Origin of the sequence: Agromyces humatus (assembly GCF_021228295.1) — a bacterium.
GTDB classification, from domain to species: domain Bacteria; phylum Actinomycetota; class Actinomycetes; order Actinomycetales; family Microbacteriaceae; genus Agromyces; species Agromyces humatus.
In genome coordinates this window covers 1-24,405 of record NZ_JAJQPD010000004.1, presented here as the reverse complement: position 1 = coordinate 24,405, position 24,405 = coordinate 1, and the positions used below count along the sequence as shown (strand labels likewise).

The following is a 24,405-nucleotide window of genomic DNA, read 5'->3' as shown; positions in this document are numbered from 1 at the left end:
CTATTCGACCGGCGGTTGACCGCTCAGGGGCGCCAGCGCGCGGCCGCGAGGTCGATGCGGTAGCCGTCGTCATCGGTCGAGGCGCGCAGCGGCGTGCCCTCGCGGTCGTAGTGCGGCCGGGCGCGCTCGGCATGCCCGGTCGGCGGGCGACCGCCCGCGCGGATGACGCGCCACCACGCGACATCCGTGCCGTACCGGGCCATCACCTGCCCGACCGCACGCGCGCCGCGCGAGCCGAGCAGCGCAGCGACGTCGCCGTAGGTCGCGACCCGGCCCGACGGGATGTCGGCGACGACGGCGAGCACCGCGTCGACGAACCCCTGCGGGTGCGCGGGACTGCGTCGTTCGGGGCTGGCTCGCGGCACGAGCGTCAGAGCTCGAGCGCGCCGATCACGTCGCCGTAGGCGGTCTCGCCGACGTCGACGAAGCCGATGCGGTGGAAGAACGCCTCGGGTCCGAGCTCGCCCGGCTCCCACAGCACGGTGATGCGATCGAAGCCGCGACGCTTCGCCTCTTCGGCCAGCGCCTCGGCGAGGAAGCGACCCACGCCCTTGCCCTGCACCTCGGCGTCGACATTGATGCGCCAGATGCAGGCGCGGAACTCCTCGTGCGGGTTCTCGGGGTCGAAGTTGCCGTGGATGAACCCGACGACGCGCTCTTCGATGAGCGCCACACGCTGCCAGGCCGTGTCGGGGTTCACGACCGAGGCCTCGGCCGAGTACGTGACGGGGGCGATGAACTGCTCTTGGCCGGGCTTCAGCGAAAGCGAGTTCGCGGCAACGATGTTCGACGCGGACAGGTCTTCCAGTCTCAGCTCAGCCATGTTGCCAAGGCTAACCTGTCGAGCGCGCAAGTCGGTAGCCGGGATGACCCTGACCCGACCCTGAGTCGCGCGCAGCGCCGTATGGGGCATCCGATCGCCGGATAATGGCGCTCGCGACGCACGCGACTGTCTCGATGTCGAGATATTTGCGCGACGCGGTAAGCTGTTCGATGGCGTGCTCACGCCCACCTGACTTTCCCCATTCCCCGACAATCCAAGGAGACACTCTTGTCGAAGATCAAGGTTGAAGGCACCGTCGTCGAGCTCGACGGCGACGAGATGACGCGCATCATCTGGCAGGCCATCAAGGACCAGCTGATCCACCCGTACCTCGACATCGACCTCGAGTACTACGACCTCTCGATCCAGAAGCGCGACGAGACCGACGACCAGATCACCGTCGACGCGGCGCACGCCATCCAGAAGCACGGCGTCGGCGTCAAGTGCGCGACGATCACGCCCGACGAGGCGCGCGTCGAGGAGTTCGGCCTGAAGAAGATGTGGCGTTCGCCCAACGGCACGATCCGCAACATCCTCGGCGGGGTCATCTTCCGCGAGCCGATCATCATCTCGAACATCCCGCGGCTCGTGCCCGGCTGGAACAAGCCGATCATCGTCGGCCGCCACGCCTTCGGCGACCAGTACCGCGCCACCGACTTCAAGTTCGAGGGCGAGGGCACCCTCACGATGACCTTCACCCCGAAGGACGGCAGCGAGCCGCAGTCGTTCGAGGTGTTCCAGTCGCCCGGTTCGGGCGTCGCGATGGGCATGTACAACCTCGACGCGTCGATCAAGGACTTCGCGCGCGCCTCGCTCAACTACGGCCTCGACCGCAACTACCCCGTCTACCTCTCGACGAAGAACACCATCCTGAAGGCCTACGACGGCCGCTTCAAGGACCTCTTCCAGGAGGTCTTCGACGCCGAGTTCAAGCAGAAGTTCGACGAGGCCGGCCTCACCTACGAGCACCGCCTCATCGACGACATGGTCGCAGCCAGCCTCAAGTGGGAGGGCGGCTACGTCTGGGCCTGCAAGAACTACGACGGCGACGTGCAGTCCGACACGGTCGCGCAGGGCTTCGGCTCGCTCGGCCTCATGACCTCGGTGCTGGCGACTCCCGACGGCAAGGTCGTCGAGGCCGAGGCGGCGCACGGCACCGTCACGCGCCACTACCGCCAGCACCAGCAGGGCAAGCCCACCTCGACCAACCCGATCGCCTCGATCTACGCCTGGACGCGCGGCCTCGCGCACCGCGGCAAGCTCGACGGCAACCAGGCCCTCATCGACTTCTCGCACACGCTCGAAGACGTCGTCATCAAGACGGTCGAATCGGGCGCCATGACCAAGGACCTCGCGCTCCTCGTCGGCCCCGAGCAGGCGTACCAGACGACCGAGGAGTTCCTCGCGACCCTCTCGGCCAACCTGAAGACCCGCCTGGCCGCGTAGCCTCCGGTCGCGGTTCACGAGGGGCGGATGCTGCGGCATCCGCCCCTCGTCGCGTTTCGCGTCACCGGACCGACATCGCACGGCAGGATGGAGGCATGGCCCGCTTCCTGAAGCTCGCTCGCCGCTATTGGGTGGTCACCCTCACGATCGCGATCGGTCTGGCCGGCCTGGTACTGGCGCTCGTGGGAGTGGGCAGTGCCGTGGGCTGGATCTTCAGCGCCTACGCCCTCGCGATCGCCGCGTGGCAGGCCGTGGGCATGGTGCGCGACATGCTGCGGGGGCACTGGGGGCTCGACATCCTCGCGATCACGGCGATCATCGCGACGGTGGCGGTCGGAGAGTACATCGCCGCGCTGCTCGTCGTGCTCATGCTCACAGGCGGCGAAGCCCTCGAGGACTACGCGAATCGGCGCGCGAAGCGCGAACTCGACGCGCTGCTCGCCCGGGCGCCGCAACTCGCGCACCGCATCGAGGGCGACGACATCGTCGAGATCTCGGCCGACCAGGTGCGGCGGGGCGACGTGCTGCTCGTGCGGCCGAGCGAGATCCTGCCGGTCGACGGCACGTTGCGGTCGACTGAGACGACCGTCGACGAATCGTCGATCACGGGTGAGAGCATCCCGGTCGAGAAGCGATCGGGCGACGCGGTGCTGAGCGGTTCGGTGAACGGGCAGGTCGCGGTCGAGATCGTCGCGACCGCGACCGCCGCCGACAGCCAGTACCAGCAGATCGTGGCGCTCGTCGCCGAGGCGACCGAGTCGAAGGCGCCCGTCGTGCGGCTCGCCGACCGCTACGCCGTCCCGTTCACGCTGTTCTCGCTCGCGCTGGCCGGGGCGGCGTGGTGGGTGTCTGGCGACCCGGTGCGGTTCGCCGAGGTGCTCGTGCTGGCGACGCCCTGCCCCCTGCTCATCGCGGCACCGGTCGCGTTCATCGGCGGCATGAGCCGCGCGGCCCGCAACGGTGTGATCGTCAAGGGCGGGGGAGTGCTCGAACAGCTCGCTTCTGCGAAGACGGCCGTCTTCGACAAGACAGGAACGCTCACCCGCGGCGAGCCCGCCCTCGTGGCTCTCCGCCCCGCCCGCGGCTTCGGCGGCGACGAGCTGCTCGCTGCCGTGGCATCCGCCGAGCAGTATTCATCGCACGTGCTGGCGACCTCGATGATCGAGGCGGCCCGCGATCGCGACCTGCCGCTCGCCGAGGCCGAGTGGGCGCGCGAGGCCGCCACCAACGGGGTGCAGGCGAAGATCGGTGGCCGCGAGGTCGTCGTCGGCAAGTTCGCCTTCGTGAAGGAACACGCGCCGGATGCCTCACGCACGACCATCGCCCCAGGCGAGCTCGCCGTGTACGTGGCCATCGACGGCCGCTACGCCGGGGCGCTGCTCGCGAGCGACCGGCTGCGCGAGAACGCGAGGGCGACCCTCTCGCGCCTCGAGGAGCTCGGGGTGCACCAGACGATGATGCTCACCGGCGACGCGAAGGCCACCGCCGACCACATCGCAGCCGAACTCGGCATCACGCGCGTGCGCGCCGACTGCCTGCCGGCCGACAAGGTGCACGAGGTGTCGGCGATCACCGACCGCCCAGTGATCATGGTCGGCGACGGCGTCAACGACGCGCCCGTGCTCGCCGCCGCCGACGTCGGCATCGCGATGGGGGCGAAGGGGGCCACGGCGGCGAGCGAGTCGGCGTCGGCAGTGATCCTCGTGGACGACATCTCGCGGGTCGCGAAGGCGGTCGAGATCGGGCGCGACACCGTGCGCATCGCCCTGCAGAGCATCTGGATCGGCATCGTCGTCAGCGTCGCGCTCATGCTGGTCGCCGCCTTCGGGGTGATCCCCGCGACCGTCGGCGCGTTGCTCCAGGAGGTCGTCGACCTGGTCACGATCCTCGCGGCGCTGCGTGCGATCGGCGGGCGGCTCGACGCGAAGGCGGCCGGGCGGGCAGCGGGGGATGTCGCGGCTGCGACGGTCTCGGCGGGTTCGCGATCGACCTGAGGCGCACGCACGGCCGGCACGACTCGTTCAATCCGGCGTTGAGGATGCGGAACCCCACGTTCACCACCCACAGGCGAACAGCGTCATGACCTTCCGGCCGAATGCGGAGCAGCCCGTGTCGATCGGCACCGCCCGTGAGGTCGCCCTGTCGGCCGGTATCTCACCGCTACTGCTCGACCGGCGCAGCGAGCGGCTCGACCTCGGCCGGGCGACCCGGTTGTTCACCCCGGCGCAGAAGGTCGTGCTCGTCGACCGCGACGGCGGCTGCGCGTGGCGCGGCTGCGGCCGGCCGCCGTCGCACTCGCACGCGCACCACATCGCATGGTGGGAACGCGACGACGGCCCGACCGACCACGGCAACGGCATCATGCTCTGCAGCCACCACCACCATCGCGTGCACGACAACCGCTGGCGCATCTTCATCCGCGACGGGTGCAGCTGGTTCGTGCCGCCACCCCACCTCGACCCCGAGCAACGCCCACGGCGAGGCAACCTCGTACCCGAGCGACTCATCGCGCTCGCCATCGCCGCGCCTGCGGCGGCCTGAAACACACCGCGGCGCGCCGCGCCTCCCCGCTGCGGCGTGCAGGCCACGCCCGCCGGCATGCAGCGCGCTGCGGCCGGAGTATTGAGATCAGGTGCCTCCGTTGCACCCCTCTCGACGGGTTACAGGTCGGTAACGCCTCGTCCAGATCGGGGCGAATACTTGCGAAGAGTTTGTTCGTAAGGTTTACTAACAAACGTGACTGCAACGGATGCACAACGAGGCCCCGCAACATCGGAGCCGGCGCCCCCCACACAGATGGGTGCTTCCGACCTGCTCACGGTGCCGTTCGCCGGCGCCCCGATCTTCACGAGGCCGCGAGCGCTGCGGCCCACGAACAAGGTGCTTCCCGAGCACGCGCGCAGCCACAACCGCGCCCTCGTGCTGCAGACGCTCTACACGGCGGGCGCACAGAGCCGGGCCGACGTAGCCCGCGAGACCGGTCTCACGCGAGTCACGATCTCCGACCTCGTCAGTGAGCTCATCGCCGAGGGACTCGTCGCCGAACTCGGCCAGCGCGAAGACGCCCGTCCGGGCAAGCCCGCGACGCTCATCGACATCGACCGCAGCGCGTTCCAGCTCGTCGGCGTCGACCTGTCGGAGCACGAGGTCTTCCGCGGCGCGGTCATGAACCTCGACGGCCGCATCGTCGCCCGCGCCGAGCTCGCACGTGACGGTGCCACCGGAGAGGCGGCGTTCGTCCTCGTCGACGCGCTCGTGACGCAGTTGCTCGCCACTGCGACGATCCCAGTGCTCGGCATCGGCGTGGGGTCACCCGGTATCGTCGACCCGCTCGGCGTCGTGCGCTCGGCGCCCAACCTCGGCTGGAGCGACCTGCCCCTGCAGGCACGTCTCGCCGCCGCCACGTCGTTGCCCGTGCACGTCGCGAACGACGCCAACGTCGCCGTGCTCGCCGAACACGGCGCCACCGACCTCGACGACGTGCTGCTCATCAAGATCGGCCACGGCGTCGGTGCCGGCCTCATCGTCGGCGGCCGGCCCGTCATCGGCGGAGGCTTCGCCGCGGGTGAGATCGGCCACGTCGTCGTCGGCACCGACGGCGGCCCGCGCTGCGCATGCGGGCGCGACGGATGCCTCGAGGCGTGGATCTCGGCGCCTCGGCTCACGGCGCAACTCGCCGAGCTCGACGGCACTCGCGGGGCCGGGGCATCCGCTCACGATGAGATCCTGCGCGAGGCGGGCCGCAGGCTCGGCATCGTGCTCGCGCCGGTCGTCGGCGCCCTCAACCTGTCGGAGGTCGTGCTCAGCGGCCCCGCCGAACTGCTCGACGGCGTCTTCCACGAGGCGGCCGTCGACACCCTCCGGAAGCGGACGATGGCGGAGATCAACCGTGATCTGAGGCTCCGGATGTCCGAGCAGGCACAGGACATCGTCCTGCGCGGCGCGGCCGTCATGGTCCTCTCCGGACAACTCGGGGTCTCATAGCAGGCCCGGCATCCGGACTCGTTCACCCGAACAGTGTCCGGCGCATCACACCCCCACCCAAGAGAAGGAAATCGCAATGAAGAGAAAGTACGCTGTCGCGGCGATCGCAACCGCCGCCGCTCTCGTTCTCGCCGGCTGCAGCTCGACCGGCGACGCCGCCGATGACGGGTCGGCAGAAGGGCAGGACATCACGCTGTGGCTCATGGGCGGCGACACGCCCGACGCGCTGCGCGACTACCTGAAGTCCGAGTACGCCGACGCCACCGGCGGCACCCTCACGATCGAGGAGCAGGGCTGGGGCGACGCCGTCGCGAAGCTCACGACGGCGCTCCCCGATGCCGCGAACACCCCCGACGTCACCGAGATCGGCAACACCTGGTCGCCGACGTTCACCAACGCGGGCGCCTTCACCGACCTGTCCGACATGTACGAGGAGCTCGGCGGCGACAAGCTGCTGAAGTCATTCGTCGAGGTCGGCGAGGTCGACGGCGCGCAGTACGCGCTGCCCTACTACTTCGGCTCGCGCTACAACTTCTACCGCAAGGACGTCTGGGCGGCCGCCGGCAAAGAGGTGCCGACCACGCTCGCCGAGTTCGGCGACACCGTGAAGGCACTGCGCACCGACAGCCAGTCCGGCTTCTACCTCGGCGGCTCCGACTGGCGCAACGGCATCTCGTGGATCTTCGCCAACGGCGGCGAGCTCGCGGTGAAGGACGGCGACGAGTGGGTCGGCGCCCTGTCGTCCGACGAGTCGGTCGAGGGCCTCGAGCAGTTCCAGGAGCTCTTCACCGGCGCCTCGAACGCTCCGGTCACCGAGTTCGACAGCACCCCGTGGGTCAACATCAACGACAACGACGCCACCGGCAAGCCCGAGGCCGCGACGATCATCGCTCCCGGATGGGCGCACTGGTCGATCGGCGACCTCGCTCCGGATCCCGCGGACGCCACCAAGACGGTCGCGACCTGGAACGACGACGTGTTCGGCACCTTCGTGCTCCCCGGTGTCGACGGCGGAGTCGCTCCGGTCTTCGCCGGCGGATCGAACATCGCCGTGTCGGCGGCCAGCGAGAACCAGGCCGGCGCCAAGGAGCTCGTGAAGATCATCTTCTCGGAGGAGTACCAGACGATGCTCGGCGAGAACGGGCTCGGCCCGGCCAACCTCGACTACGCGTCGAGCCTCGGCGATGACCAGTTCGCCAAGGCCCTCATCGAGTCGGCCGCCGGTTCGAAGCTGACGCCCGCCGCTCCCGGCTGGGCAGCGGTCGAGGGTGCGGGCATCCTCGAGGAGTTCTTCGGCAAGGTCTCGGGCGGCGGCGACGTCGCGGAGCTCGCGGCCGAGTACGACGAGAAGCTCGACAAGCTCCTCAACTAGCACCGGGCGGATGCCCGCCCCGGCATCCGCGACATGCACCAACGGGGCCGCGAGCGAGTCTTCGCTCGCGGCCCCATCCCCTGAAACCCCGTGACACCCGCTCCACCCGAAAGGAGGATGAGACCGTGACCGACACCATCTCCCGCGACGTCACCGCCGCCGCCCCGGCGGCTACGACGAAGTCTGCCCGCACGCCCGATGTGACGCGTCGCCGCATCTCGGTGCCGCACCTGCTCCTCATCCCCGCCATCGCCATCCTGCTGATCGGCATGGGCTACCCGCTCGTGTGGCAGATCGTCACCTCGATGCAGGAGTTCGGCATCCAGCAGCAGTTCGGCAAGCCCGCCGACTTCGTCGGCCTGCAGAACTACCTCACCCTCGCCACCGACCCCACCATGTGGCAGGTCGTCGGCCGCTCGCTGCTGTTCTGCTTCATCACGGCGGCCCTCACGCTCATCGTCGGCATCCTGCTCGCCGTGCTCATGACGGCCGTCGGCCGCACCGCACGGTTGACCCTGCAGATCTCGCTGCTGCTGGCCTGGGCGATGCCCGTCGTCGCGGCGATGACCGTGTGGATCTGGCTCTTCGACGATCGCCGCGGCGTCGTGAACTACCTGCTCGACATGATCCCCGGCGTCGACATGAACCGCTTCTCGTGGCTGTCGAACCCGCTCACCTTCTTCATCGTCGCGAGCGTCATCGTGATCTGGATGTCGGTGCCCTTCGTCGCGTTCTCGGCGTACGCCGGCCTCACCCAGGTCTCCGACGAGGTGCTCGAGGCCGCCCAGCTCGACGGCGCGAACGGCGCGAAGCGCCTGCGGTACATCATCCTGCCGATGATCCGGCCGGTCATCATGATCGTGCTGCTGCTGCAGCTGATCTGGGACCTGCGCGTGTTCACGCAGATCACCATGCTGCAGGACGCCGGTTCGAAGGCCGGGGAGTTCGACCTGCTCGGCACCTACATCTACAAGCTCGGAGCTGGGTCGCAGGACTTCGGCATGGCCTCCGCCGTCTCGATCTTCGTGCTCGCGCTGACCCTGGCGATCAGCTGGTTCTACGTGCGCTCCCTGCTCAAGGAGGACGAACAGCCATGACCACCACCGTCGCGCTGCGCACCCGGCGGCTCCGCCCGGGCCGCATCGTGCTCACGATCCTCGCCTTCGCGATCGCGCTGGCGTGGGTGTTCCCCGTCTACTGGATGCTGAACTCGTCGCTGCTGCCGAACCGCACGCTCCAGTCGTTCATCCCCACCTTCGTGCCCTTCGGCGGCTCGTTCGCGAACTACGCGAACGCGCTCGAAGACGGCTCGTTCTACTCGGCCCTCGGCATCAGCCTGTCGGTCACCCTCATCGCCGTGTTCTTCTGCCTGCTGTTCGCGTTCCTCGCGGCGGTGGCCATCAGCCGGTTCCGGTTCAAGGGTCGCAAGACGTTCGTGGTCGCCGTGCTCCTCGTGCAGATGCTCCCGGCCGAGGGGTTGTTCATCGCGCAGTACAAGATGGTCTCGAGCGTAGGACTGCTGAACTCCGTCATCGGCATCAGCATCATCTACATCGCGGCGGTGGTGCCGTTCACGGTCTGGATGCTGCGCGGCTTCGTGGCCGGCATCCCCGCCGACCTCGAGGAGGCCGCGATGGTCGACGGACTCAGCCGGACGCAGGCGTTCATGCGCATCACGTTCCCGCTGCTCGCTCCGGGCCTCGTCGCTTCGGGCGTCTTCGCCTTCCTGCAGGCCTGGAACGAGTTCACCGTCGCCCTCGTGCTGCTGCCCGCCGAGCAGATGCACACGCTGCCGCTGTGGCTGCGCGGGTTCATCCAGGCGAGCGCCACGCGCGAGACCGACTGGGGCCAGGTGATGGCCGCCTCGACCCTCGTCGCGGTCCCGGTGATCGTGTTCTTCCTCATCGTGCAGGGCCGCATGACCAGCGGTCTCGTCAGCGGGGCGGTCAAGGGATGACGGCCACGACCGCGACGACCCTGACCGGTGACGCCGCCGGCCTGCGCCGGGACATCCTGACGACCCTCCTTCCCGGATTCGACGGGCCCGATGCACCCGCCTGGGTGCTCGCTCGCCTCCGCGACGGCCTCGGCGGCGTGTGCATCTTCGGACAGAACGTCGAGTCGGCCGAGCAACTGCGTACGCTGAACGCGACCCTGCGCGGGGCGAATCCCGACGCGGTGATCGCGATCGACGAGGAGGGCGGCGACGTCACGCGGCTCTTCTACGATCGCGGTGCGCCGTTCCCCGGCAACGCCGTGCTCGGCCGCATCGACGACGTCGAGCTCACCCGCCGGGTCGCGACCGCCGTCGGCGAGGCGCTCGTCGGCACGGGTTGCACCCTGACCTTCGCACCCGATGTCGACGTCAACGCCAACCCCGACAACCCCGTCATCGGCGTGCGCAGCTTCGGAGCCGACGCCGAGCTCGTCGCCCGCCACACCGCGGCGTGGATCGACGGACTGCAGCAGACGGGCGTCGCGGCCAGCGCGAAGCACTTCCCGGGCCACGGTGACACGGCGACCGACTCGCACCTCGAGCTGCCGGTCGTCGACCTGCCGATCGAGACGCTGCGCGCGCGCGAGCTCGTGCCGTTCCGTGCTGCGATCGCGGCGGATTCGCGCACGATCATGACCTCGCACATCCTGCTGCCGCAGCTCGATGCCGAACATCCGGCCACCCTCTCCCCGCGCATCCTGCAGGGACTGCTCCGCGGGGAGCTCGGGTTCGAGGGCGTCATCGTCACCGACGCCCTCGACATGGCGGGGGCGAGCGGCGTGCACGGCATTCCCGAAGCCGCCGTGCGCGCTCTCGCCGCCGGGTGCGACCTGCTCTGCATCGGAACCGACAACACCGACGACGAGCTCACCGAGATCGTGTCGGCGGTCGAGGCCGCGATCGCGGCGGGCCGGTTGACGGCCGAGCGCGTCCGCGAGGCCGCAGCCCGGGTACGGGGTCTCGGCTCGAGCGCACCCGCGGTGCCCGCCGCCGCGGCGGCGCCGAGCGCGATCGAGCCGCATCACGCAGTGGTCGACGTCGCGCGCGTCATCGACGCGTTCGAGATCGCGGATGCCGCGCGCTCGCGCCTCTCGCGAGCCGCGCGCATCGGCGCGGTCGTGCGCGTCGACACCGTCGCCAACATCGCGATCGGCGGCGCGCCCTGGGGCCCGTTCGCGGCGGAGGCCGCACGTCAGGTGCCGTCATGGCTCGCCCGGGTGCCGGTGATCGCGGTCGCCGACGAGCAGGGGCCGCGCCAAGACCTCGCCCGTGCCGGCGAGTCCGGTGGTGCCGCAACGCTCGACGGCGCCGTGCTCGACGGCGCGGTGCTCGTGATCGGCAAGGACCTGCACCGCCACCCGTTCGCACGAGCCGCGATCGACACCCTGCGCGCCGAGCACGATGACGTCGTGGTGATCGACATGGGCTGGCCGTCGCACGACCGGGCGTACGCCGATGTCGCGACGTTCGGGGCGTCCCGACTCGTCGGCGACGCCGTCATCGCGTTCGTCGAGAGTGCGCTCGCACCGCCGGTTCCCGAGGTACTCGCCGCCGCGGCGACAGCACCGGCGGCGACCGCACCGGCCGCCACGTGAGGCTCGGCATCGACATCGGCGGCACGAAGACGGCCGCCGTCGCGATCGGTGCCGACGGCGACCTGAGCGAGCAGGTGCGCATGCCCACGGGGTTCGGGGCCGAGGCGGTCATCGAGACCGCGGTGCGCACGGTCGCGCGGATGACGGAGATCGCGGGGGCCGGGACATCCGCGTTCTCATCGATCGGAATCGGCATCCCGGGCGCCGTCGACAGCGACAGCGGACGCGTCGCCCACGCCGTGAACCTGGGCCTCGAGGGCCTCGACCTCGGCCCCCGCCTCGCCGACCGGCTCGGCGTCGACGTGCGCATCGAGAACGACGTGAAAGCCGCCGCGCTCGGCGCCCACCACCTGCTCGCCGAGCGCGAGGTGCCCGAGTCGATGGCCTACCTCAACCTCGGCACCGGGCTCGCCGCGGGCATCGTGCTCGACGGCAGGCTGCTGCGCGGCGGGCACGGCGTCGCCGGCGAGATCGGCCACATCCCGGTGGACCCCACGGGGGAGCGGTGCGCCTGCGGCCAGCGCGGCTGCCTCGAGACGCTCGCGTCGGGCTCGGCGATCGCCCGCATGTGGCCGACACCGTCCGCGCTGCCCGCTCGCGACCTGTTCGACGCCGCCGAGGCCGGCGACGACGGGGCGGTGCGGGTGCGCGACCGATTCCTCACGGGCGTCGGCTCCGCCGTGCGCCTGCTGGCGCTCACGACCGACGTCGACCGGATCGTCATCGGCGGCGGGCTCGCCGCGCTCGGCGAATCGCTCCTCGACGGCACGCACCGTATCCTGAACGGGTGGGCCGCCGAGTCGGCGTTCCTCGCATCGCTCGACCTCACGGCTCGCGTGCAGGTCCTACCCCTCGGATTCCCGGCAGCAGCCGTCGGCGCTGCGCTGGTTGGAGCAGATCAATGGCAGAAGTCGTAGTCGTCGCAGATCAGGATGCCGCGGGCGCGCTCGTCGCGGGCGCGATCGTGTCGCTCATCAGGTCGAAGCCCGACGCGGTGCTCGGCCTCGCGACCGGGTCGACCCCGCTCGCGACCTACCGCGCCCTCGCGGCGCGCATCGCGTCCGACGGTCTCGACGTGCGCGGGGTTCGCGGGTTCGCGCTCGACGAGTACGTGGGCCTGCCGGCCGGTCACCCCGAGAGCTACCGTGCGGTCATCACCCGCGAGGTGGTCGAGCCGCTCGGGCTCACTCCCGAGCTCGTGCGTGTTCCGAACGGCGACCCGGCGGGCATCGAGCACGCGGGCGCCGACTACGAGGCGGCGATCACGACGGCGGGCGGCATCGACCTGCAGATCCTCGGCATCGGGCGCACCGGGCACATCGGCTTCAACGAGCCGGGCTCGTCGCTCGCATCGCTCACGCGCGTGAAGACGCTCACCGAGCCGACCCGCGTCGACAACGCCCGCTTCTTCGACAGCCCCGACGAGGTGCCCATGCACTGCATCACGCAGGGCATCGGCACGATCCTGCGCGCCCGGCACCTCGTGCTGCTCGCCTTCGGCGAGGCCAAGGCGCACGCGGTCGCGGCGGCCGTCGAGGGGCCGGTCTCGGCGAACCAGCCCGGCTCTGCCATCCAGCTGCACCCCCACACGACGGTCATCGTCGACGAGTCGGCCGCGTCGCAGCTCGACAACCTCGACTACTACCGATACGCCTACGCGAACAAGCCCGCGTGGCAGGGCATCTGACGACCTGAGCTGCGAGCGAGCCGATGCCGCCCGGTCGTGCGACGCCCCGGGGCATCCGCTCGGTCCGTTCAGTGGGGGAGCATCTCGGGGAGCGCCGCGAGGTACGCCTCCTCGTCGAAGCCCGGGGCGACGACGCGCTGGATCATGAATCCCGGGGCGAGTCCGATCACCACGGGCGCGACCCGGTGCGCCCACGCGTCGGGGTCGCCGTCGACGCGGCCGGGAGCGGCAGCAGCCCACTCGGCAAGGTGCGTGCGCACCGTCTCGCGGATGCGGCTGAGCACGCCCGCGACGAGTTCGCGGATCTCGGGGTCGACCGCCGCCTCGGCCCACAGTTGCACGATGACGCCGCTGAACGGCACGCGGCGGATGCCCTCGATGAGCACCGCGATCACCTCGCCGGGCGACAGCGGCTCGCGATCGGCGCTGCGAGCGGCCAGTTCGGATTGGCGGGCCTCGAGCACCTTGCCGGCGGCAGCCGCGAACAGCTCCTTCTTGCCGGCGAAGTGACCGTAGATGGCGCCCGCTGAGAGCCCGGCCTCGTCGATGATGTCGGCCATCGACGTTCGCTGGTAGCCCTTCGCCGCGAAGCACCGCGTCGCTGCGTCGATGATCTCGTCGCGCTTGGCGGCTCGGTACTCGGCGGTCACCTTCGGCATCGCGCCCTCCCTCGGAAAACCGAATGAACGTTCTTGACAAGCATAGGCGGCAGGTGCATTCTGATAAAGAACGAATGTTCGTTTTTATGAGATGCGCCGCACGTTCCTGTCAGGAGGAGACCATGGCCCACTCGGATGCCACCACCGCGCACACCCCGATCAGCCGCGTCATCGCACTCGCGCTCGCGCTCGCGGCCATCGTCGGGGTCATCGTGCTCGCGTTCGCCTGGCCCGCGGTCACGGCCGAACCGAACGACCTGCCGATCGCCATCTCCGGGCCGGCCGACGCGGTCGCCGCCGCCGAGGCCGCCGTCGACGAACAGCAGCCCGGAGCCATCGCCTTCACCGAGGTCGACGACCGCGACGCGGCCGTGGCCGCCATCGAGTCGCGCGATGCATACGGTGCGATCGTGCTCGCCGCCGAGCCCGAGGTGCTCACCTCGTCGGCGTCGAGCCTCGTCGTGACCCAGCTGCTGGACGGCATCGCGACCGGCCTCGAAGAGGGCGTGAACGCCCAGGCCGCCGCGGCCGCGCAGGCCGCCGGCGCTCCCTCGGCGCCACCCCGCATCGACATCGTCGTCACCGATGTCGTTCCGCTCGCCGACACCGACCCGCGCGGCACCGGCCTCACGGCAGCGCTCTTCCCGCTCGTGCTCGGAGGCATGCTCGGCGGCATCGCGATCTCGATCGTCGTCATCGGCGCCATGCGTCGCGTCACAGCGGTGCTCGTCTACTCCGCCGCCGGCGGTCTCGTGCTCACGGCCATCCTCCAGGGCTGGTTCGGCGCACTGCAGGGCGACTACTGGATCAACTCCGCCGCCATCGCACTCGCCCTCGCGGCGATCGCCGCACCGATCACCGGGTTCGTGGCGCTCATCGGCCGCGCGGGCATCGCCGTGGGTCCGGTCGTCATACTGCTCTTCGCAAACCCGATCTCGGGAGTCGCGGTTCCCAAGGAGTTCTACCCGGTGCCGTGGGGCGAGGTCGGCCAGTGGTTCCCGCCGGGGGCCGCGGCGACGCTCGTGCGCGAGTTGTCGTACTTCCCCGCCGCCGACACGACGTTCCCATGGCTGGTGCTCGCCGCCTGGGCGGTCGGTGGGTTGCTGCTGTCGGTCGTCGGCCACTTCCGCACGGCCGGCACGGCCGGGCCGGACGCGACCGCTTCCGACGAGCGGGTCACCGAGCCGACGGGCGAACCGGTCGCCGTGTAGCGTCGGTCGTCATCGATCACGTTCGCGTGTCGCGCCGATCGTCAGCGGGCGAGTTCCTTGCGGCCGTTCAGGATTCCGCTCACTGCGGCGACGACGGCGAACACGACCGCGACGATCGGCTGCCCGAGGGTCCACCACCCGATTGCCGCCGCCGAGAACACGGCGATCTCGACGAGCGCCTTGCCGAACGTGTCGATGCGGAAGACCGACTTCGGCGACACGAACAGCGCCCACGCGAGGATGGCGAGCAACGGTGCGCCGATGCCGATCAGGATCCCCGGCCACGGAAGGGGGAACGCCAGGAACCCCCAGATGCCGAGCGACACGAACGCGAACAGCTCGAGGAAGAATCGCAGCACGTCGTTCGGCGAGATCTTGGGCTGCTGGGGGTCTGCTGGTGCGGTGCTCACGACCCTCAAGCCTACCCGCGCGCCCGGCGGCACGCCGCTCAGCGGAAGATGATGGTGCGGGCACCGTCGAGCAGCACTCGGCGCTCGGCGAACCACTTCACGGCCTGGCTGAGCGTGCGGCTCTCTTCGTCTTGGCCGATCGCGACGAGTTCGCTCGGGCTGCGCGAGTGGTCGACCCGCACGACGTTCTGTTCGATGATCGGCCCCTCGTCGAGGTCGCTCGTCACGAAGTGCGCGGTCGCGCCGATGAGCTTCACCCCGCGGGCGTGCGCCTGCCGGTAGGGGTTGGCCCCCTTGAAGCCAGGCAGGAACGAGTGGTGGATGTTGATGCACCGGCCCGCGAGCTCGTCGCACAGCTCGGGCGAGAGGATCTGCATGTACCGCGCGAGCACGACGAGCTCGATGTCGTGCTCGTCGACGGCGGCGAGCACGCGCGCCTCGAATGCGGCCTTCGACGCGGCATCCGTCACCGCCAGCGACTCGAACGGCACGCCGTAGAAGTCGACGAGGTCGCGCAGCGTGCCGTGGTTCGAGAGCACGAGCGGGATCTCGACCGGCAGCTGTCCGGCCCGCTGGCGGAACAGCAGGTCGTTGACGCAGTGCCCGGCGGTCGAGGCGAGCACGAGGGTGCGCAGTGCACGCCCCACCTCGTCGAGGTGCCACTGCATCTGCCAGCGCTCGGTGACCGGCGCGAGCGCCGCCTCGAACTCCTCCCGCGTGGCCTGAGACTCGACCTGCAGGCGCATGAAGAAGCGGCCCGTGTCGAGACTCGCGAACTGCTGGCTCTCGGTGATGTTGCCGCGGGCCGCGACGATCGCACCCGAGATCGCGTGCACGATGCCGGGTCCGTCGATGCAGCTGAGGGTCACGACCCAGTGATACAGGTGCTCGGGCGCGGGCGGCGGCGTGGTCATCCGCCCAGAGTACCGGGCATGTGCGGGCTCAGCCGACGTAGGTTGCCGGCGCCCAGGCCCCCGCGCGGTCGCCGGCGAGGTAGCGCATCGAGATCTCGGGATTCGACATCGTGATGATGTTCGCGAGCACGTTGCCTCGCAGCTCGACGCTGCCGCCGTCGAGCGTCACGATCTCGGTCGTGATGCCGCCGAACACGAGCTCGACGGTGGTTCCGCCCACACCCGACAGCGTGATGATCGGCCGGCGCGTGTCGGTCGCGTCGATGACGAGGCTCGGCGCGACCAGGTCGACGCCGACGACCGTGGGCGTCGAGACGTTGCCGGCGATGTCGGTCTGCGTGATGGCGAGCTCGGTGCGGCCGACCGGGAGCCCGGCCGGTTCGATCGAGAATGCGCCGGATGACCCGGCCACGGTCGTCCACGAGCCCCCGCCCCCTTCGACGGTGACGATCGCTTCGGGCTCGGCCGTGCCGCTCATGATCGGTTGTGCGATGCCGCCCGCGGTGTCGATCGACGAGACGGTGGGCGGCAGGGCGAGGGTGTCGACCGGTGGCGGGGGTGCGGGCGGGCCCGGCTGGGCGGGTGCCGGTGCCGGTGCCGGGTCGGGTGCCGGTGCCGGGTCGGCTGCCGGCGCCTCGGGCACCGCGACCGCATCGGGTTCGACGGTGCGCGGCTGCATGGGCAGGGGTGCGTCGGCGGCCGGTGACGGCTCGGGGAGGGTGTCCGCCTCGGGCGCATCGACCGCCGCCTGCGACTCGAGCGCCGGTGCGGGCGCCGGCTGATCGGGTGCCATGAGACCCGGCAGCATGACGGCCGCCGCCACGACCGCCGCCGCGACCGCAGCCCCGGCGCCGATCGCGATACCGGCACCGGTGGCGCCCCCGCCCGCAGAGCCGGCACCGGCGCTCGCCCCTGCGCCCGCGCCTGCCGAACCTGCGCTTCCGGCGGCGATTCCGGATGCCGACGTCGTACCCGACGTCGTACCCGCACTCGCGGCGGCGCCGGCCACCCCGGCCGCGCCCATCGCGTAGTCGGCCACGGGGGCGCCCTGCGAGAGCCATCCGGAGTACGCGGTCGCCCCGCCGATGCCGGCGGCGAGGGGCAGCAGCACGAGCGCGAGGCGCGAACCGACCTCGCGGGCCTCGGCCGCGACGATCGTGCAGCGCGCGCACTCGTCGAGGTGCGCCTCGAGCTTCGCGGTGTCACGCGCCCGCAGCTTGCCGCGCGTGTAGGTGCCGAGCCGGTCGATGGTCCACCGGCAGTCGGGCTCGGTGGCGTTCTTCAGGTGCGCGCGGATCCACGCCTGGCGCAGACCCTCACGCGCGCGATACGCGAGCGCGGCGGTGCTGTTGGCGCTCATGCCCACGAGCGGCGCGATCTGCTGCGGAGACATGTACTCGACCTCGCTGTACCAGAGCACCTCCTGCCAACGGCTCGGCAGCGATCGGAACGCCTGGGCGGTCGTCGAGCGGTCGAGCGCGTCGAGCGTCGCCGCCTCGCTCGTGTCGGGGTCTTCGAAGGACTCGAGCGTCTCGAGGTTCGTCTCATGGCGGGCGCGCCCCCAGCTCGCCGCGGTGTTGCGGATCGTCGTGAAGAGGTAGGGGCGGAATGCCGCCGTCGGCCCCTTGCCCGCGAGGATCGCGTCGTAGATGCGGGTGAACGACTCCGAGACGAGGTCGTCGGGGTCGAGCGAGCTGTACGACCGGGCGACGGTGCGGCCCGACGCAGCGTGACGCTGCCACAGCTGCGCGAACGCCGAACGGTCGCCCCGGCGCGTGCGCTCGATGAGCGCCGCGTCGGCGTCGTGCTCGGTGCGCATCGGGGGCATGCGCGTCTCCTTCGGGACGGGGATGTTCAGGTGCTGGGGTGTTCACCTGAAGAGACGCGCGATCAGGGGAATCATGACGGCGCGCTCGGCGGGTGCCCCCATTTCAGCAGAAATTCCCGGCACCCGCGTCATGGATGCCGGTGCGACCCGTCTCTCATGGTGAGGGCATGCACGAGCAGGCGCTCAGATGCCGCCGTTTCCAGTGACCCGAACACTCGAGACGGATGCCGGGAAACCGGCGATGGTCGGATGTCTCGGGGGAGAGCATCCGATCGAACGGGCTGGGGCCCGGGGGCGATGGGGAACACGCCTCGGGGCCCCACCCTCTCGGAGCCGATCATCCGTCGCGCGACCGCCGTCGTGCGCCGTGAGCGGGTTCAGCGCAGCCGCGCGCCCGCACCCCATACCGCCTGCACGTCGAGGGCGTCGCCGAGCAGCACCGCATCGGCGGCGAACCCGGGCTCGATCCGGCCGAGGTCGCGCTCGCGGCCGACGGCCGCGGCGGGGATGCTCGTGAGCGCGGCGACCGCGTGTTCGAGCGCGATGCCGCTGTCGACGACTGCGCGTCGCAGCGCCTCGTCCTGCGTGAGGGTCGACCCCGCGATCGAGCCGCCCTGCGCGAGCCGCGCCACGCCGCCCTCGACGACGACCTCGAGCGAGCCGAGCAGGTACGTGCCGTCGTCGGAGCCGGCGGCCGCCATCGCATCGGTGACGAGTGCCACGCGCCCGGGTGCCCCGGCGAAGGCGAGCTTCACGACCTCGGGGTGCACGTGCACCCCGTCGTTGATGATCTCGAGGGTGACGTGGTCGGCGCTCATGGCCGCCACGACCGGCCCTGGTGCCCGGTGATGGATGCCGCGCATGCCGTTGAACGCGTGCGTGAGGATGCTCGCGCCCGCCTCGAACGCCGCGAGCGCCGTCGCGAAGTCGGCACCGGTGTGCCCGACGGCGACGCGGACGCCCGCCTCGGTGAACCGGTGGATCGCGTCGGCCGCGCCGTCGTGCTCCGGCGCGATCGTGATCTGCCGCAGCGTGCCGTCGGCCGCCTCGAGCAGCCGGTCGACCGCGTCGGCATCGGCGCGGCGCAGCAGGGCGGGGTCGTGAGCGCCGCGGAACTCGGTGTCGAGGAACGGTCCCTCGAGGTGGGCCCCGAGCACTCGCGGGTCGCGCGCCGCGACGCGGGCGATCGTCTCGAGGCGGGCGGCGAGCGGTTCGACCCCCGCCGTCACGAGCGAGAGCACCGAGCGTGTGGTGCCGTGCGCGTTGTGCACGGCGAGCGCCGTCTCGATCGCCTGCTCGCCCTCGTCGACCGAGGCGCCGCCGGCGCCGTGGCAGTGGATGTCGATGAACCCGGGCACCAGCACCCGCCCCGCGGCATCCGTCACCTCGGTCTCGGGTGCGAGCGCCTCGCGCCAGCCGTCACCGATGCCGCGCGCGACCACGAGATCATCCTCGAATCGCACCCATGAGTCGAGAACGGTGTCGAACCCGCTGACGAGACGTGCGGAGTGGACGACGGTCGAGGTGCTCACTCGGCAACGATAACGTCGTAGCCCCGGTCGGCGAGGCGCGCCAGCTGCTCGCTCGTCGCGCCGCTGTCGGTGATGAGCGTCGAGAACAGCCGGCCCGAGCCGATCGCCGCGAAGGCGCGCTTGTCGAGCTTCGACGAGTCGGCGACGAGCACGGCGTGGGCCGCCCGCGACGCCATGAGCGCGTTGACCGCGGCCTCGCGTTCGTCGTGCGAGGTCGGGCCGACGACCGGGTCGATGCCGTTCACGCCGATGAACGCGTAGTCGAGGGTGATGCTGCCGAGCACGGCATCGGTGTACGAGCCGACGAGCTCGTAGGACCGCGCGTGCACGACGCCGCCGGTGACGACCGTCTTGATCTGCGGGCGCACGGCGAGCTGCATCGCGATGTTGATCGCGTTCGTGACGACCGTGAGCCCGGGATCGGCGGAGGGCTCCATGATGTCGGCGCGGGTGAGGAGTTCCTCGACGATCGCGGTCGCCGTCGTGCCGCCGCACAGGCCGATCACCGCACCGCGCGGCACGAGCGCGCTCGCCGCCCGGGCGATCGCCGACTTCGAGGCGGGATTCTGCTGGTTCTTGTAGCGCAACGGCAGGTCGTAGGCGACCGAGTGGGCCACCGCCCCGCCGCGCGTGCGCGTGAGCAGTTGCTGGCTCGCGAGCGCGTCGAGGTCGCGCCGCGCGGTGGCGGGCGACACGTCGAGGCGCTCGACGATCTGGTCGACCTCGACCTGGCCGTGCTCGGCGAGCAGGTCGAGCACGGCGCTCAGGCGCTCCGCACGGTTCATCCGATCTCGCTCCTCTGGTGTGCCGATGCGAACTGTGCCGATGCGAACAGGCGCAGCAGGCGGCCCGCCTCGAGGCGTACCGCGTCGCGGCCCGCCGCAAGGTACTTTCGCGAGTCTACGGCCGACGGATGCTGCGCGAGGTAGTCGCGGATCGCGCCGGTGAACGCGCCGTTCAGGTGCGTCGACACGTTGACCTTCGTGAGACCCGAGCGGATGCCCCGCACGATGGTGTCGTCGGGAACGCCCGACGATCCGTGCAGCACGAGGGGCACGGGCACGGCGGCGTGCAGCCGCGCGATGAGCTCGAGGTCGAGCGCGGCGACTCGCTCGGTCATCGCGTGCGACGAACCCACGGCCACCGCGAGGGCGTCGACGCCGGTCTCGGCGACGAACTGCGCCGCCTCGGCGGGGTCGGTGCGCACACCCGGGGCGTGCGCGCCGTCCTTGCCGCCGATCTCGCCGAGCTCTGCTTCGACGAGCACGCCCGCGAGGCCGGCGCGCTCGACGACGCGGCGGGTGGTGGCGACGTTGTCGGCGAAGTCGAGCTTCGCGCCGTCGTACATGACCGAGCCGAAGCCGCGCTCGATCGCGACGAACGCGAGCTCGGGATCTTCGGCGTGGTCGAGGTGCACCGCGACCGCTGCGCTCGAGGCTTCGGCCGCCGCGAGTGTCGCCCGCGCGATCGGCTCGAAGCCGCCGTGATAGCGGATGCAGTTCTCGGACAGCTGCAGGATCACCGGCAGCCCCGTGTCTTCGGCGGCGCCCACGAGCGCCTCGGCGGTCTCGAGGTGCAGCACGTTGAACGCGCCCACCCCGGTGCCCGCCGCCGCGGCGGCATCGAGGATCGTGCGGGTGTGCGTGAGCGTCATGCGGATTCCTGGGGTTCGAGGGCGGTGACGACGACCTCGGCTTCGAGGGCCGCGTGATCGGGGTGGAGGGCGCCCGCGAGCGGCATGAGCACCGCCGAGGCCGACCAGGCGGCCGCCCGGCGGGCCATGGCGGTGCGGGCGGCGGTCGTGTCGGTGGTGGAGTCCGCGTCGCCCGCGGCGCGAAGCTCGGGGTGCTCGGCGAGGGCGACGGCGATCGCCGCCACCGCGGCGTCGCCGGCGCCGGTCGCGTTGCCGTGCAACGGCTTCGGCAGGCGGGCACGGATGCCTCGCGCCGCGCCCGTCGCGTCGAGCACGAGCAGCCCCTCGGCGCCGAGCGACACCACCACGATGTGGGCACCCGCGTCGAGCAGCACCCGGGCTCCGGCGACGGGGTCGGACTCCCCGGTGACGGCTTCGAGCTCGTCGCGGTTGGGCTTCAGCACGGTGGCGCCGGCGCGTGCCGCGGCGATGAGCCCCGGTCCGCTCGTGTCGACGATCACGGCGACGCCGGCGGCGATGAGCTCGGCGACGAGGGAGGCGACGGCGTCGGGCTCGAGTCCGGCCGGCAGGCTGCCGCTGATGACGACGACCGAGGCCGTGCGCCCAAGACGGGCGGCCTCGGCGAGCAGGTCGGCCGCCTCGGACGGCGAGAGGGCGGCGCCGTGCTCGTTGAGGATGCTCGTCTCACCCGTCGCCTCGTCGACGATCGCGATGCTGCGCCGGGTCTCGCCCGAGATCGGCACGAGCGCGTGGCGCAGTCCGCTGTGCTCGAGGTCGTCGGCCAAGACGGTGCCGGTCGCGCCGCCGGCGGTGGCGAGGGCGAGCACGTCGTGCCCCTCGGCGGCCAGCACCCGGGCGACGTTGATGCCCTTGCCGCCTGCACGGGAGGCGCCAGCGCCGACCCGGTGGGTCTCGCCCGGACGCAGCCGGTCGACGTGCCAGGTGAGGTCTTCGGCGGGGTTCGGGGTCACGGTGAGGATCACTGGGCGGCCTCCGCTGCGCGCGCGGCGGCGAGGTCGCGTGCCGCGAGGGCGGTGCCGAGCAGGCCCGCGTCGTCGCCGAGCTCGGCGTGCACGAGGGCCGGGCGTCGATGGAAGCTCAGCAGCGCGTCGAGCCGCTCGCCGAGCGGGTCGAACAGGGCGGGCCCTGACTGCGCGAGGCCGCCGCCGATGATGATCGCCTCGGGGGCGAGGTTCGCGACCACCCGGGCGAGGGCCTGCGCCAGCGACTCGACGGCGTCGTTCCAGACCCGTCGGGCGACCGGATCCCCGGTGCCTGCCGCATCCAGCACGTCCTTCGCGCCGGTGACGGGGTTGCCCGAAGCCTGGCGGTAGCGCCGCGTGATCGCCCCGGCGGAGGCGATGGTCTCGAGGCAGCCGATCGCGCCGCAGGCGCACGGCTCGCCGAGCGGGTCGGCGAGCGAATGGCCGAACTCGCCGGCATAGCCGCCGCCCGCGTAGGGGTGGCCACCGAGGATGAGCGAACTCGCGATCCCCGTGCCGATCGCGAGCACGACGACGTCGCCGTACCCGCGGGCCGCGCCGAGGCGGTGCTCGGCGTCTCCGGCGGCCCGCACGTCGTGGCCGAAGGCGACCGGCAGGCCCGTCGCCGCCTCGGTGAGCGCGCGGATGGGCGCATCGCGCCACCCGAGGTTCGAGGCGAAGATGCCCACGCCCGAGACCTCGTCGACGAGGCCGGGCACGCTCACGCCGACGGCGACGGGCGCGACGCCCGGCGTCTCGTCGAGGTGGAGGCGGGTGAGCGCGCCGATCGAGGTGACGACCGCGCCGGCCGGGTCGGCCGGATCGAGGGGGGTCGGAGTGCGCCGCAGGCCCAGCACCCGACCGTCGGCACCGATGAGCGCCGACTTCGTGTCGGTGCCGCCGACATCGAACGCGAGCACCGGCGTGCCGGAGCCGAGCGGTCCCGGTGCATCGGCAGAGGTCATCGGAGTCACGCCTCGAGGATGACCGAACGCGTGAGGTTGCGCGGCTGGTCGGGGTCGAGTCCCTTGGCGCGGGCGCGCGCCAGCGCGACGCGCTGTGCGCGCACGAGCTCGGCCATGGGGTCGAGCGTACTCGCCTCGAACCGGGCGCCCGTGGCTGCGACATCCGCCGCGAGGCCCTCGGGCGCCTCACCGAACTGCCAGGTGACCCGGCCGGGCGCCGCGATCGAGATCGGGCCGTGGCGGTACTCCATCGACGGGTACGACTCGGTCCACGACTGCGACGCCTCGCGCATCTTGAGCGCGGCCTCGTGGGCGAGGCCGACCGACCAGCCGCGACCGAGGAACGTGACCTGCTCGGCTTCGACCAATGCCGGGTCGAGGTCTTGGTCGATCACGCCGCGCACGTCGCCGATGGCTCGGGTGAGGTCTTCGCCGAGCGAGGCGCGGAAGAGCGCGAGCGCGGTCGTGGCGAAGCGGGTCTGCACGACCGACTGCTCGTCGGCGAAGGGCAGCGTGACGGCGTCGTCGACGAGGTCGACGAGCGGCGAACGGGCGTCGCCGATGACGCCGATCGTGCGCACGCGACCGCGCAGGTCTTCGACGAGCTGGAGCACCTCGGTCGTGGTGCCCGAGCGGGTGAGTGCGACGACCGCGTCGTAGCCGCGGTCGACGAAGGCCTCGGATGCCGCGAACGCGTCGGTCTCGCCGTGGCCCCCCGTCTCGCGGAGCCAGGCGTAGGACTGCGCCATGAACCACGAGGTGCCGCAGCCGACGACGGCGATGCGCGCGCCGCGCTGGGGCAGCCGCGCCTGGTCGTCGCGGAGATCGGCGGCGCGGGCCCAGGTCTCGGGCTGCGAGGCCAGCTCGGCCGCCATGTGGGCGGCGGGACTGGGGGTGGACGGCAAGGACACGGCGTACTCCAAGAAGTGTGTGGCGCGGGTCGCGGGCTTGCGCGCCGCGGTGACGTTTACATGATTGCAGATGATTGCAAATTCTGTCTAACGATCATTCGATCGCGTGATTGTGCACCGGCCCACGGACGCCGCTCCTGTCCAAGGGCTTCGGGCGAGATATGGTAACAAACATCGGCTGAATCTTGACGAGTGCAATGCATCCGTCGTAGATTGCCCTGCGTCGGGTGAATGAATTTGATTGTTTGCTCGGCGTAACGTTCATGAAACACCACTCTGCGAGCGTGCGGAGTGCGTGATTCGAACACACGCACCGTCGCGCGAGGCACAAGCTGGGCGGTGCACCATCCACCAGAGTGAGGAAGCATCCATGAAGAAGTCTCTGCGCTTGGGCGCCGTGGTGGCGCTTGCCGCCACGGCCTCGCTGACGCTCGC

General features: G+C 71.1%; 23 protein-coding genes. 11 read left to right on the top strand and 12 right to left on the bottom strand.

What is annotated here, in order from left to right; all coding sequences use genetic code 11:
* Nucleotides 1-23: 23 nt before the first annotated feature.
* Both LSF15_RS07690 and LSF15_RS07685 read right to left on the bottom strand, forming a co-directional pair.
* Nucleotides 24-365 (bottom strand): MGMT family protein, encoded by a 342-nt coding sequence (locus LSF15_RS07690; protein WP_232497956.1) that lies wholly within the window; start codon nucleotides 363-365, stop codon nucleotides 24-26.
* A gap of 5 nt (nucleotides 366-370) precedes the next feature.
* Nucleotides 371-823, bottom strand: coding sequence for a GNAT family N-acetyltransferase (locus tag LSF15_RS07685; protein ID WP_232497955.1), 453 nt, complete (start codon nucleotides 821-823; stop codon nucleotides 371-373).
* A gap of 228 nt (nucleotides 824-1,051) precedes the next feature.
* On the opposite strand from LSF15_RS07685, the gene LSF15_RS07680 reads away from it, so the two are divergent.
* From LSF15_RS07680 to LSF15_RS07635, 10 genes are all read left to right on the top strand, one after another.
* Nucleotides 1,052-2,269 (top strand): NADP-dependent isocitrate dehydrogenase, encoded by a 1,218-nt coding sequence (locus LSF15_RS07680; protein WP_232497954.1) that lies wholly within the window; start codon nucleotides 1,052-1,054, stop codon nucleotides 2,267-2,269.
* Between the two features lie 95 nt (nucleotides 2,270-2,364).
* Nucleotides 2,365-4,263 (top strand): heavy metal translocating P-type ATPase, encoded by a 1,899-nt coding sequence (locus LSF15_RS07675; protein WP_232497953.1) that lies wholly within the window; start codon nucleotides 2,365-2,367, stop codon nucleotides 4,261-4,263.
* Between the two features lie 115 nt (nucleotides 4,264-4,378).
* The gene (locus tag LSF15_RS07670) at nucleotides 4,379-4,810 is read left to right on the top strand and encodes a hypothetical protein (protein WP_232497952.1); all 432 of its coding nucleotides are present in this window, start codon (nucleotides 4,379-4,381) and stop codon (nucleotides 4,808-4,810) included.
* 255 nt (nucleotides 4,811-5,065) lie between these two features.
* Complete coding sequence (locus tag LSF15_RS07665) at nucleotides 5,066-6,253, top strand: ROK family transcriptional regulator (RefSeq protein ID WP_232497951.1); 1,188 nt, start codon at nucleotides 5,066-5,068, stop codon at nucleotides 6,251-6,253.
* 76 nt (nucleotides 6,254-6,329) lie between these two features.
* Complete coding sequence (locus tag LSF15_RS07660; protein ID WP_232497950.1) at nucleotides 6,330-7,625, top strand: extracellular solute-binding protein; 1,296 nt, start codon at nucleotides 6,330-6,332, stop codon at nucleotides 7,623-7,625.
* A 125-nt stretch (nucleotides 7,626-7,750) separates the two neighbouring features.
* Nucleotides 7,751-8,722 (top strand): carbohydrate ABC transporter permease, encoded by a 972-nt coding sequence (locus LSF15_RS07655; protein WP_232497949.1) that lies wholly within the window; start codon nucleotides 7,751-7,753, stop codon nucleotides 8,720-8,722.
* Nucleotides 8,719-9,582 carry a carbohydrate ABC transporter permease gene (locus LSF15_RS07650; RefSeq protein WP_232497948.1) on the top strand — a complete coding sequence of 288 codons (864 nt, stop codon included), beginning with the start codon at nucleotides 8,719-8,721 and terminating at the stop codon, nucleotides 9,580-9,582. Before LSF15_RS07655 ends, LSF15_RS07650 begins: the two co-directional genes overlap by 4 nt.
* The gene (locus LSF15_RS07645; protein ID WP_232497947.1) at nucleotides 9,579-11,216 is read left to right on the top strand and encodes a glycoside hydrolase family 3 N-terminal domain-containing protein; all 1,638 of its coding nucleotides are present in this window, start codon (nucleotides 9,579-9,581) and stop codon (nucleotides 11,214-11,216) included. Before LSF15_RS07650 ends, LSF15_RS07645 begins: the two co-directional genes overlap by 4 nt.
* Nucleotides 11,213-12,133: an ROK family protein gene (locus tag LSF15_RS07640; protein WP_232497946.1), complete on the top strand. Its 921-nt coding sequence runs from the start codon at nucleotides 11,213-11,215 to the stop codon at nucleotides 12,131-12,133. The genes LSF15_RS07645 and LSF15_RS07640 overlap by 4 nt, the downstream gene beginning before the upstream one ends.
* Nucleotides 12,118-12,903, top strand: a complete 786-nt coding sequence (locus tag LSF15_RS07635; RefSeq protein WP_232497945.1) for a glucosamine-6-phosphate deaminase — start codon at nucleotides 12,118-12,120, stop codon at nucleotides 12,901-12,903. Before LSF15_RS07640 ends, LSF15_RS07635 begins: the two co-directional genes overlap by 16 nt.
* Before the next feature lie 68 nt (nucleotides 12,904-12,971).
* On the opposite strand, the gene LSF15_RS07630 is transcribed toward LSF15_RS07635, so the two are convergent.
* Nucleotides 12,972-13,562 (bottom strand): TetR/AcrR family transcriptional regulator, encoded by a 591-nt coding sequence (locus LSF15_RS07630; protein ID WP_232497944.1) that lies wholly within the window; start codon nucleotides 13,560-13,562, stop codon nucleotides 12,972-12,974.
* Nucleotides 13,563-13,684: 122 nt separating this feature from the next.
* On the opposite strand from LSF15_RS07630, the gene LSF15_RS07625 reads away from it, so the two are divergent.
* Nucleotides 13,685-14,773 carry a hypothetical protein gene (locus LSF15_RS07625; protein ID WP_232497943.1) on the top strand — a complete coding sequence of 363 codons (1,089 nt, stop codon included), beginning with the start codon at nucleotides 13,685-13,687 and terminating at the stop codon, nucleotides 14,771-14,773.
* Between the two features lie 41 nt (nucleotides 14,774-14,814).
* On the opposite strand, the gene LSF15_RS07620 is transcribed toward LSF15_RS07625, so the two are convergent.
* The 9 genes from LSF15_RS07620 to LSF15_RS07580 all read right to left on the bottom strand — a co-directional run bounded on the left by LSF15_RS07620 (nucleotide 14,815) and on the right by LSF15_RS07580 (nucleotide 23,934).
* Nucleotides 14,815-15,183: a YrdB family protein gene (locus tag LSF15_RS07620; RefSeq protein WP_232497942.1), complete on the bottom strand. Its 369-nt coding sequence runs from the start codon at nucleotides 15,181-15,183 to the stop codon at nucleotides 14,815-14,817.
* Nucleotides 15,184-15,221: 38 nt separating this feature from the next.
* Nucleotides 15,222-16,097, bottom strand: a complete 876-nt coding sequence (purU, locus tag LSF15_RS07615; protein WP_232497941.1) for a formyltetrahydrofolate deformylase — start codon at nucleotides 16,095-16,097, stop codon at nucleotides 15,222-15,224.
* A 28-nt stretch (nucleotides 16,098-16,125) separates the two neighbouring features.
* Nucleotides 16,126-17,925, bottom strand: a complete 1,800-nt coding sequence (locus LSF15_RS07610) for a sigma-70 family RNA polymerase sigma factor (protein ID WP_232497940.1) — start codon at nucleotides 17,923-17,925, stop codon at nucleotides 16,126-16,128.
* Nucleotides 17,926-18,302: 377 nt separating this feature from the next.
* Complete coding sequence (gene nagA / locus LSF15_RS07605) at nucleotides 18,303-19,457, bottom strand: N-acetylglucosamine-6-phosphate deacetylase (protein ID WP_232497939.1); 1,155 nt, start codon at nucleotides 19,455-19,457, stop codon at nucleotides 18,303-18,305.
* A complete protein-coding gene (locus tag LSF15_RS07600) occupies nucleotides 19,454-20,242 on the bottom strand; it encodes a DeoR/GlpR family DNA-binding transcription regulator (RefSeq protein ID WP_232497938.1) in 789 nt (262 codons plus the stop codon). The genes nagA and LSF15_RS07600 overlap by 4 nt, the downstream gene beginning before the upstream one ends.
* On the bottom strand, nucleotides 20,239-21,111 hold the full coding sequence (locus LSF15_RS07595) for a class II fructose-bisphosphate aldolase (RefSeq protein WP_232497937.1): 873 nt from the start codon (nucleotides 21,109-21,111) through the stop codon (nucleotides 20,239-20,241). The genes LSF15_RS07600 and LSF15_RS07595 overlap by 4 nt, the downstream gene beginning before the upstream one ends.
* Nucleotides 21,108-22,094: a 1-phosphofructokinase family hexose kinase gene (locus LSF15_RS07590; protein ID WP_232497936.1), complete on the bottom strand. Its 987-nt coding sequence runs from the start codon at nucleotides 22,092-22,094 to the stop codon at nucleotides 21,108-21,110. The genes LSF15_RS07595 and LSF15_RS07590 overlap by 4 nt, the downstream gene beginning before the upstream one ends.
* The gene (locus LSF15_RS07585) at nucleotides 22,091-23,059 is read right to left on the bottom strand and encodes an ROK family protein (RefSeq protein WP_232497935.1); all 969 of its coding nucleotides are present in this window, start codon (nucleotides 23,057-23,059) and stop codon (nucleotides 22,091-22,093) included. Before LSF15_RS07585 ends, LSF15_RS07590 begins: the two co-directional genes overlap by 4 nt.
* 5 nt (nucleotides 23,060-23,064) lie before the next feature.
* Nucleotides 23,065-23,934 carry an SIS domain-containing protein gene (locus LSF15_RS07580; protein ID WP_232498260.1) on the bottom strand — a complete coding sequence of 290 codons (870 nt, stop codon included), beginning with the start codon at nucleotides 23,932-23,934 and terminating at the stop codon, nucleotides 23,065-23,067.
* Nucleotides 23,935-24,405: the final 471 nt, after the last annotated feature.

What these genes read in the sequence shown, in the direction of transcription:
- LSF15_RS07685 (WP_232497955.1), bottom strand. Translation starts at nt 823, where the DNA reads ATGGCTGAGCTGAGACTGGAAGACCTGTCCGCGTCGAACATCGTTGCC.
- LSF15_RS07675 (WP_232497953.1), top strand. Translation starts at nt 2,365, where the DNA reads ATGGCCCGCTTCCTGAAGCTCGCTCGCCGCTATTGGGTGGTCACCCTC.
- LSF15_RS07665 (WP_232497951.1), top strand. Translation starts at nt 5,066, where the DNA reads ATGGGTGCTTCCGACCTGCTCACGGTGCCGTTCGCCGGCGCCCCGATC.
- LSF15_RS07660 (WP_232497950.1), top strand. Translation starts at nt 6,330, where the DNA reads ATGAAGAGAAAGTACGCTGTCGCGGCGATCGCAACCGCCGCCGCTCTC.
- LSF15_RS07650 (WP_232497948.1), top strand. Translation starts at nt 8,719, where the DNA reads ATGACCACCACCGTCGCGCTGCGCACCCGGCGGCTCCGCCCGGGCCGC.
- LSF15_RS07645 (WP_232497947.1), top strand. Translation starts at nt 9,579, where the DNA reads ATGACGGCCACGACCGCGACGACCCTGACCGGTGACGCCGCCGGCCTG.
- LSF15_RS07635 (WP_232497945.1), top strand. Translation starts at nt 12,118, where the DNA reads ATGGCAGAAGTCGTAGTCGTCGCAGATCAGGATGCCGCGGGCGCGCTC.
- LSF15_RS07630 (WP_232497944.1), bottom strand. Translation starts at nt 13,562, where the DNA reads ATGCCGAAGGTGACCGCCGAGTACCGAGCCGCCAAGCGCGACGAGATC.
- LSF15_RS07625 (WP_232497943.1), top strand. Translation starts at nt 13,685, where the DNA reads ATGGCCCACTCGGATGCCACCACCGCGCACACCCCGATCAGCCGCGTC.
- purU (WP_232497941.1), bottom strand. Translation starts at nt 16,097, where the DNA reads ATGACCACGCCGCCGCCCGCGCCCGAGCACCTGTATCACTGGGTCGTG.
- LSF15_RS07610 (WP_232497940.1), bottom strand. Translation starts at nt 17,925, where the DNA reads ATGCCCCCGATGCGCACCGAGCACGACGCCGACGCGGCGCTCATCGAG.
- LSF15_RS07600 (WP_232497938.1), bottom strand. Translation starts at nt 20,242, where the DNA reads ATGAACCGTGCGGAGCGCCTGAGCGCCGTGCTCGACCTGCTCGCCGAG.
- LSF15_RS07595 (WP_232497937.1), bottom strand. Translation starts at nt 21,111, where the DNA reads ATGACGCTCACGCACACCCGCACGATCCTCGATGCCGCCGCGGCGGCG.
- LSF15_RS07585 (WP_232497935.1), bottom strand. Translation starts at nt 23,059, where the DNA reads ATGACCTCTGCCGATGCACCGGGACCGCTCGGCTCCGGCACGCCGGTG.
- LSF15_RS07580 (WP_232498260.1), bottom strand. Translation starts at nt 23,934, where the DNA reads ATGGCGGCCGAGCTGGCCTCGCAGCCCGAGACCTGGGCCCGCGCCGCC.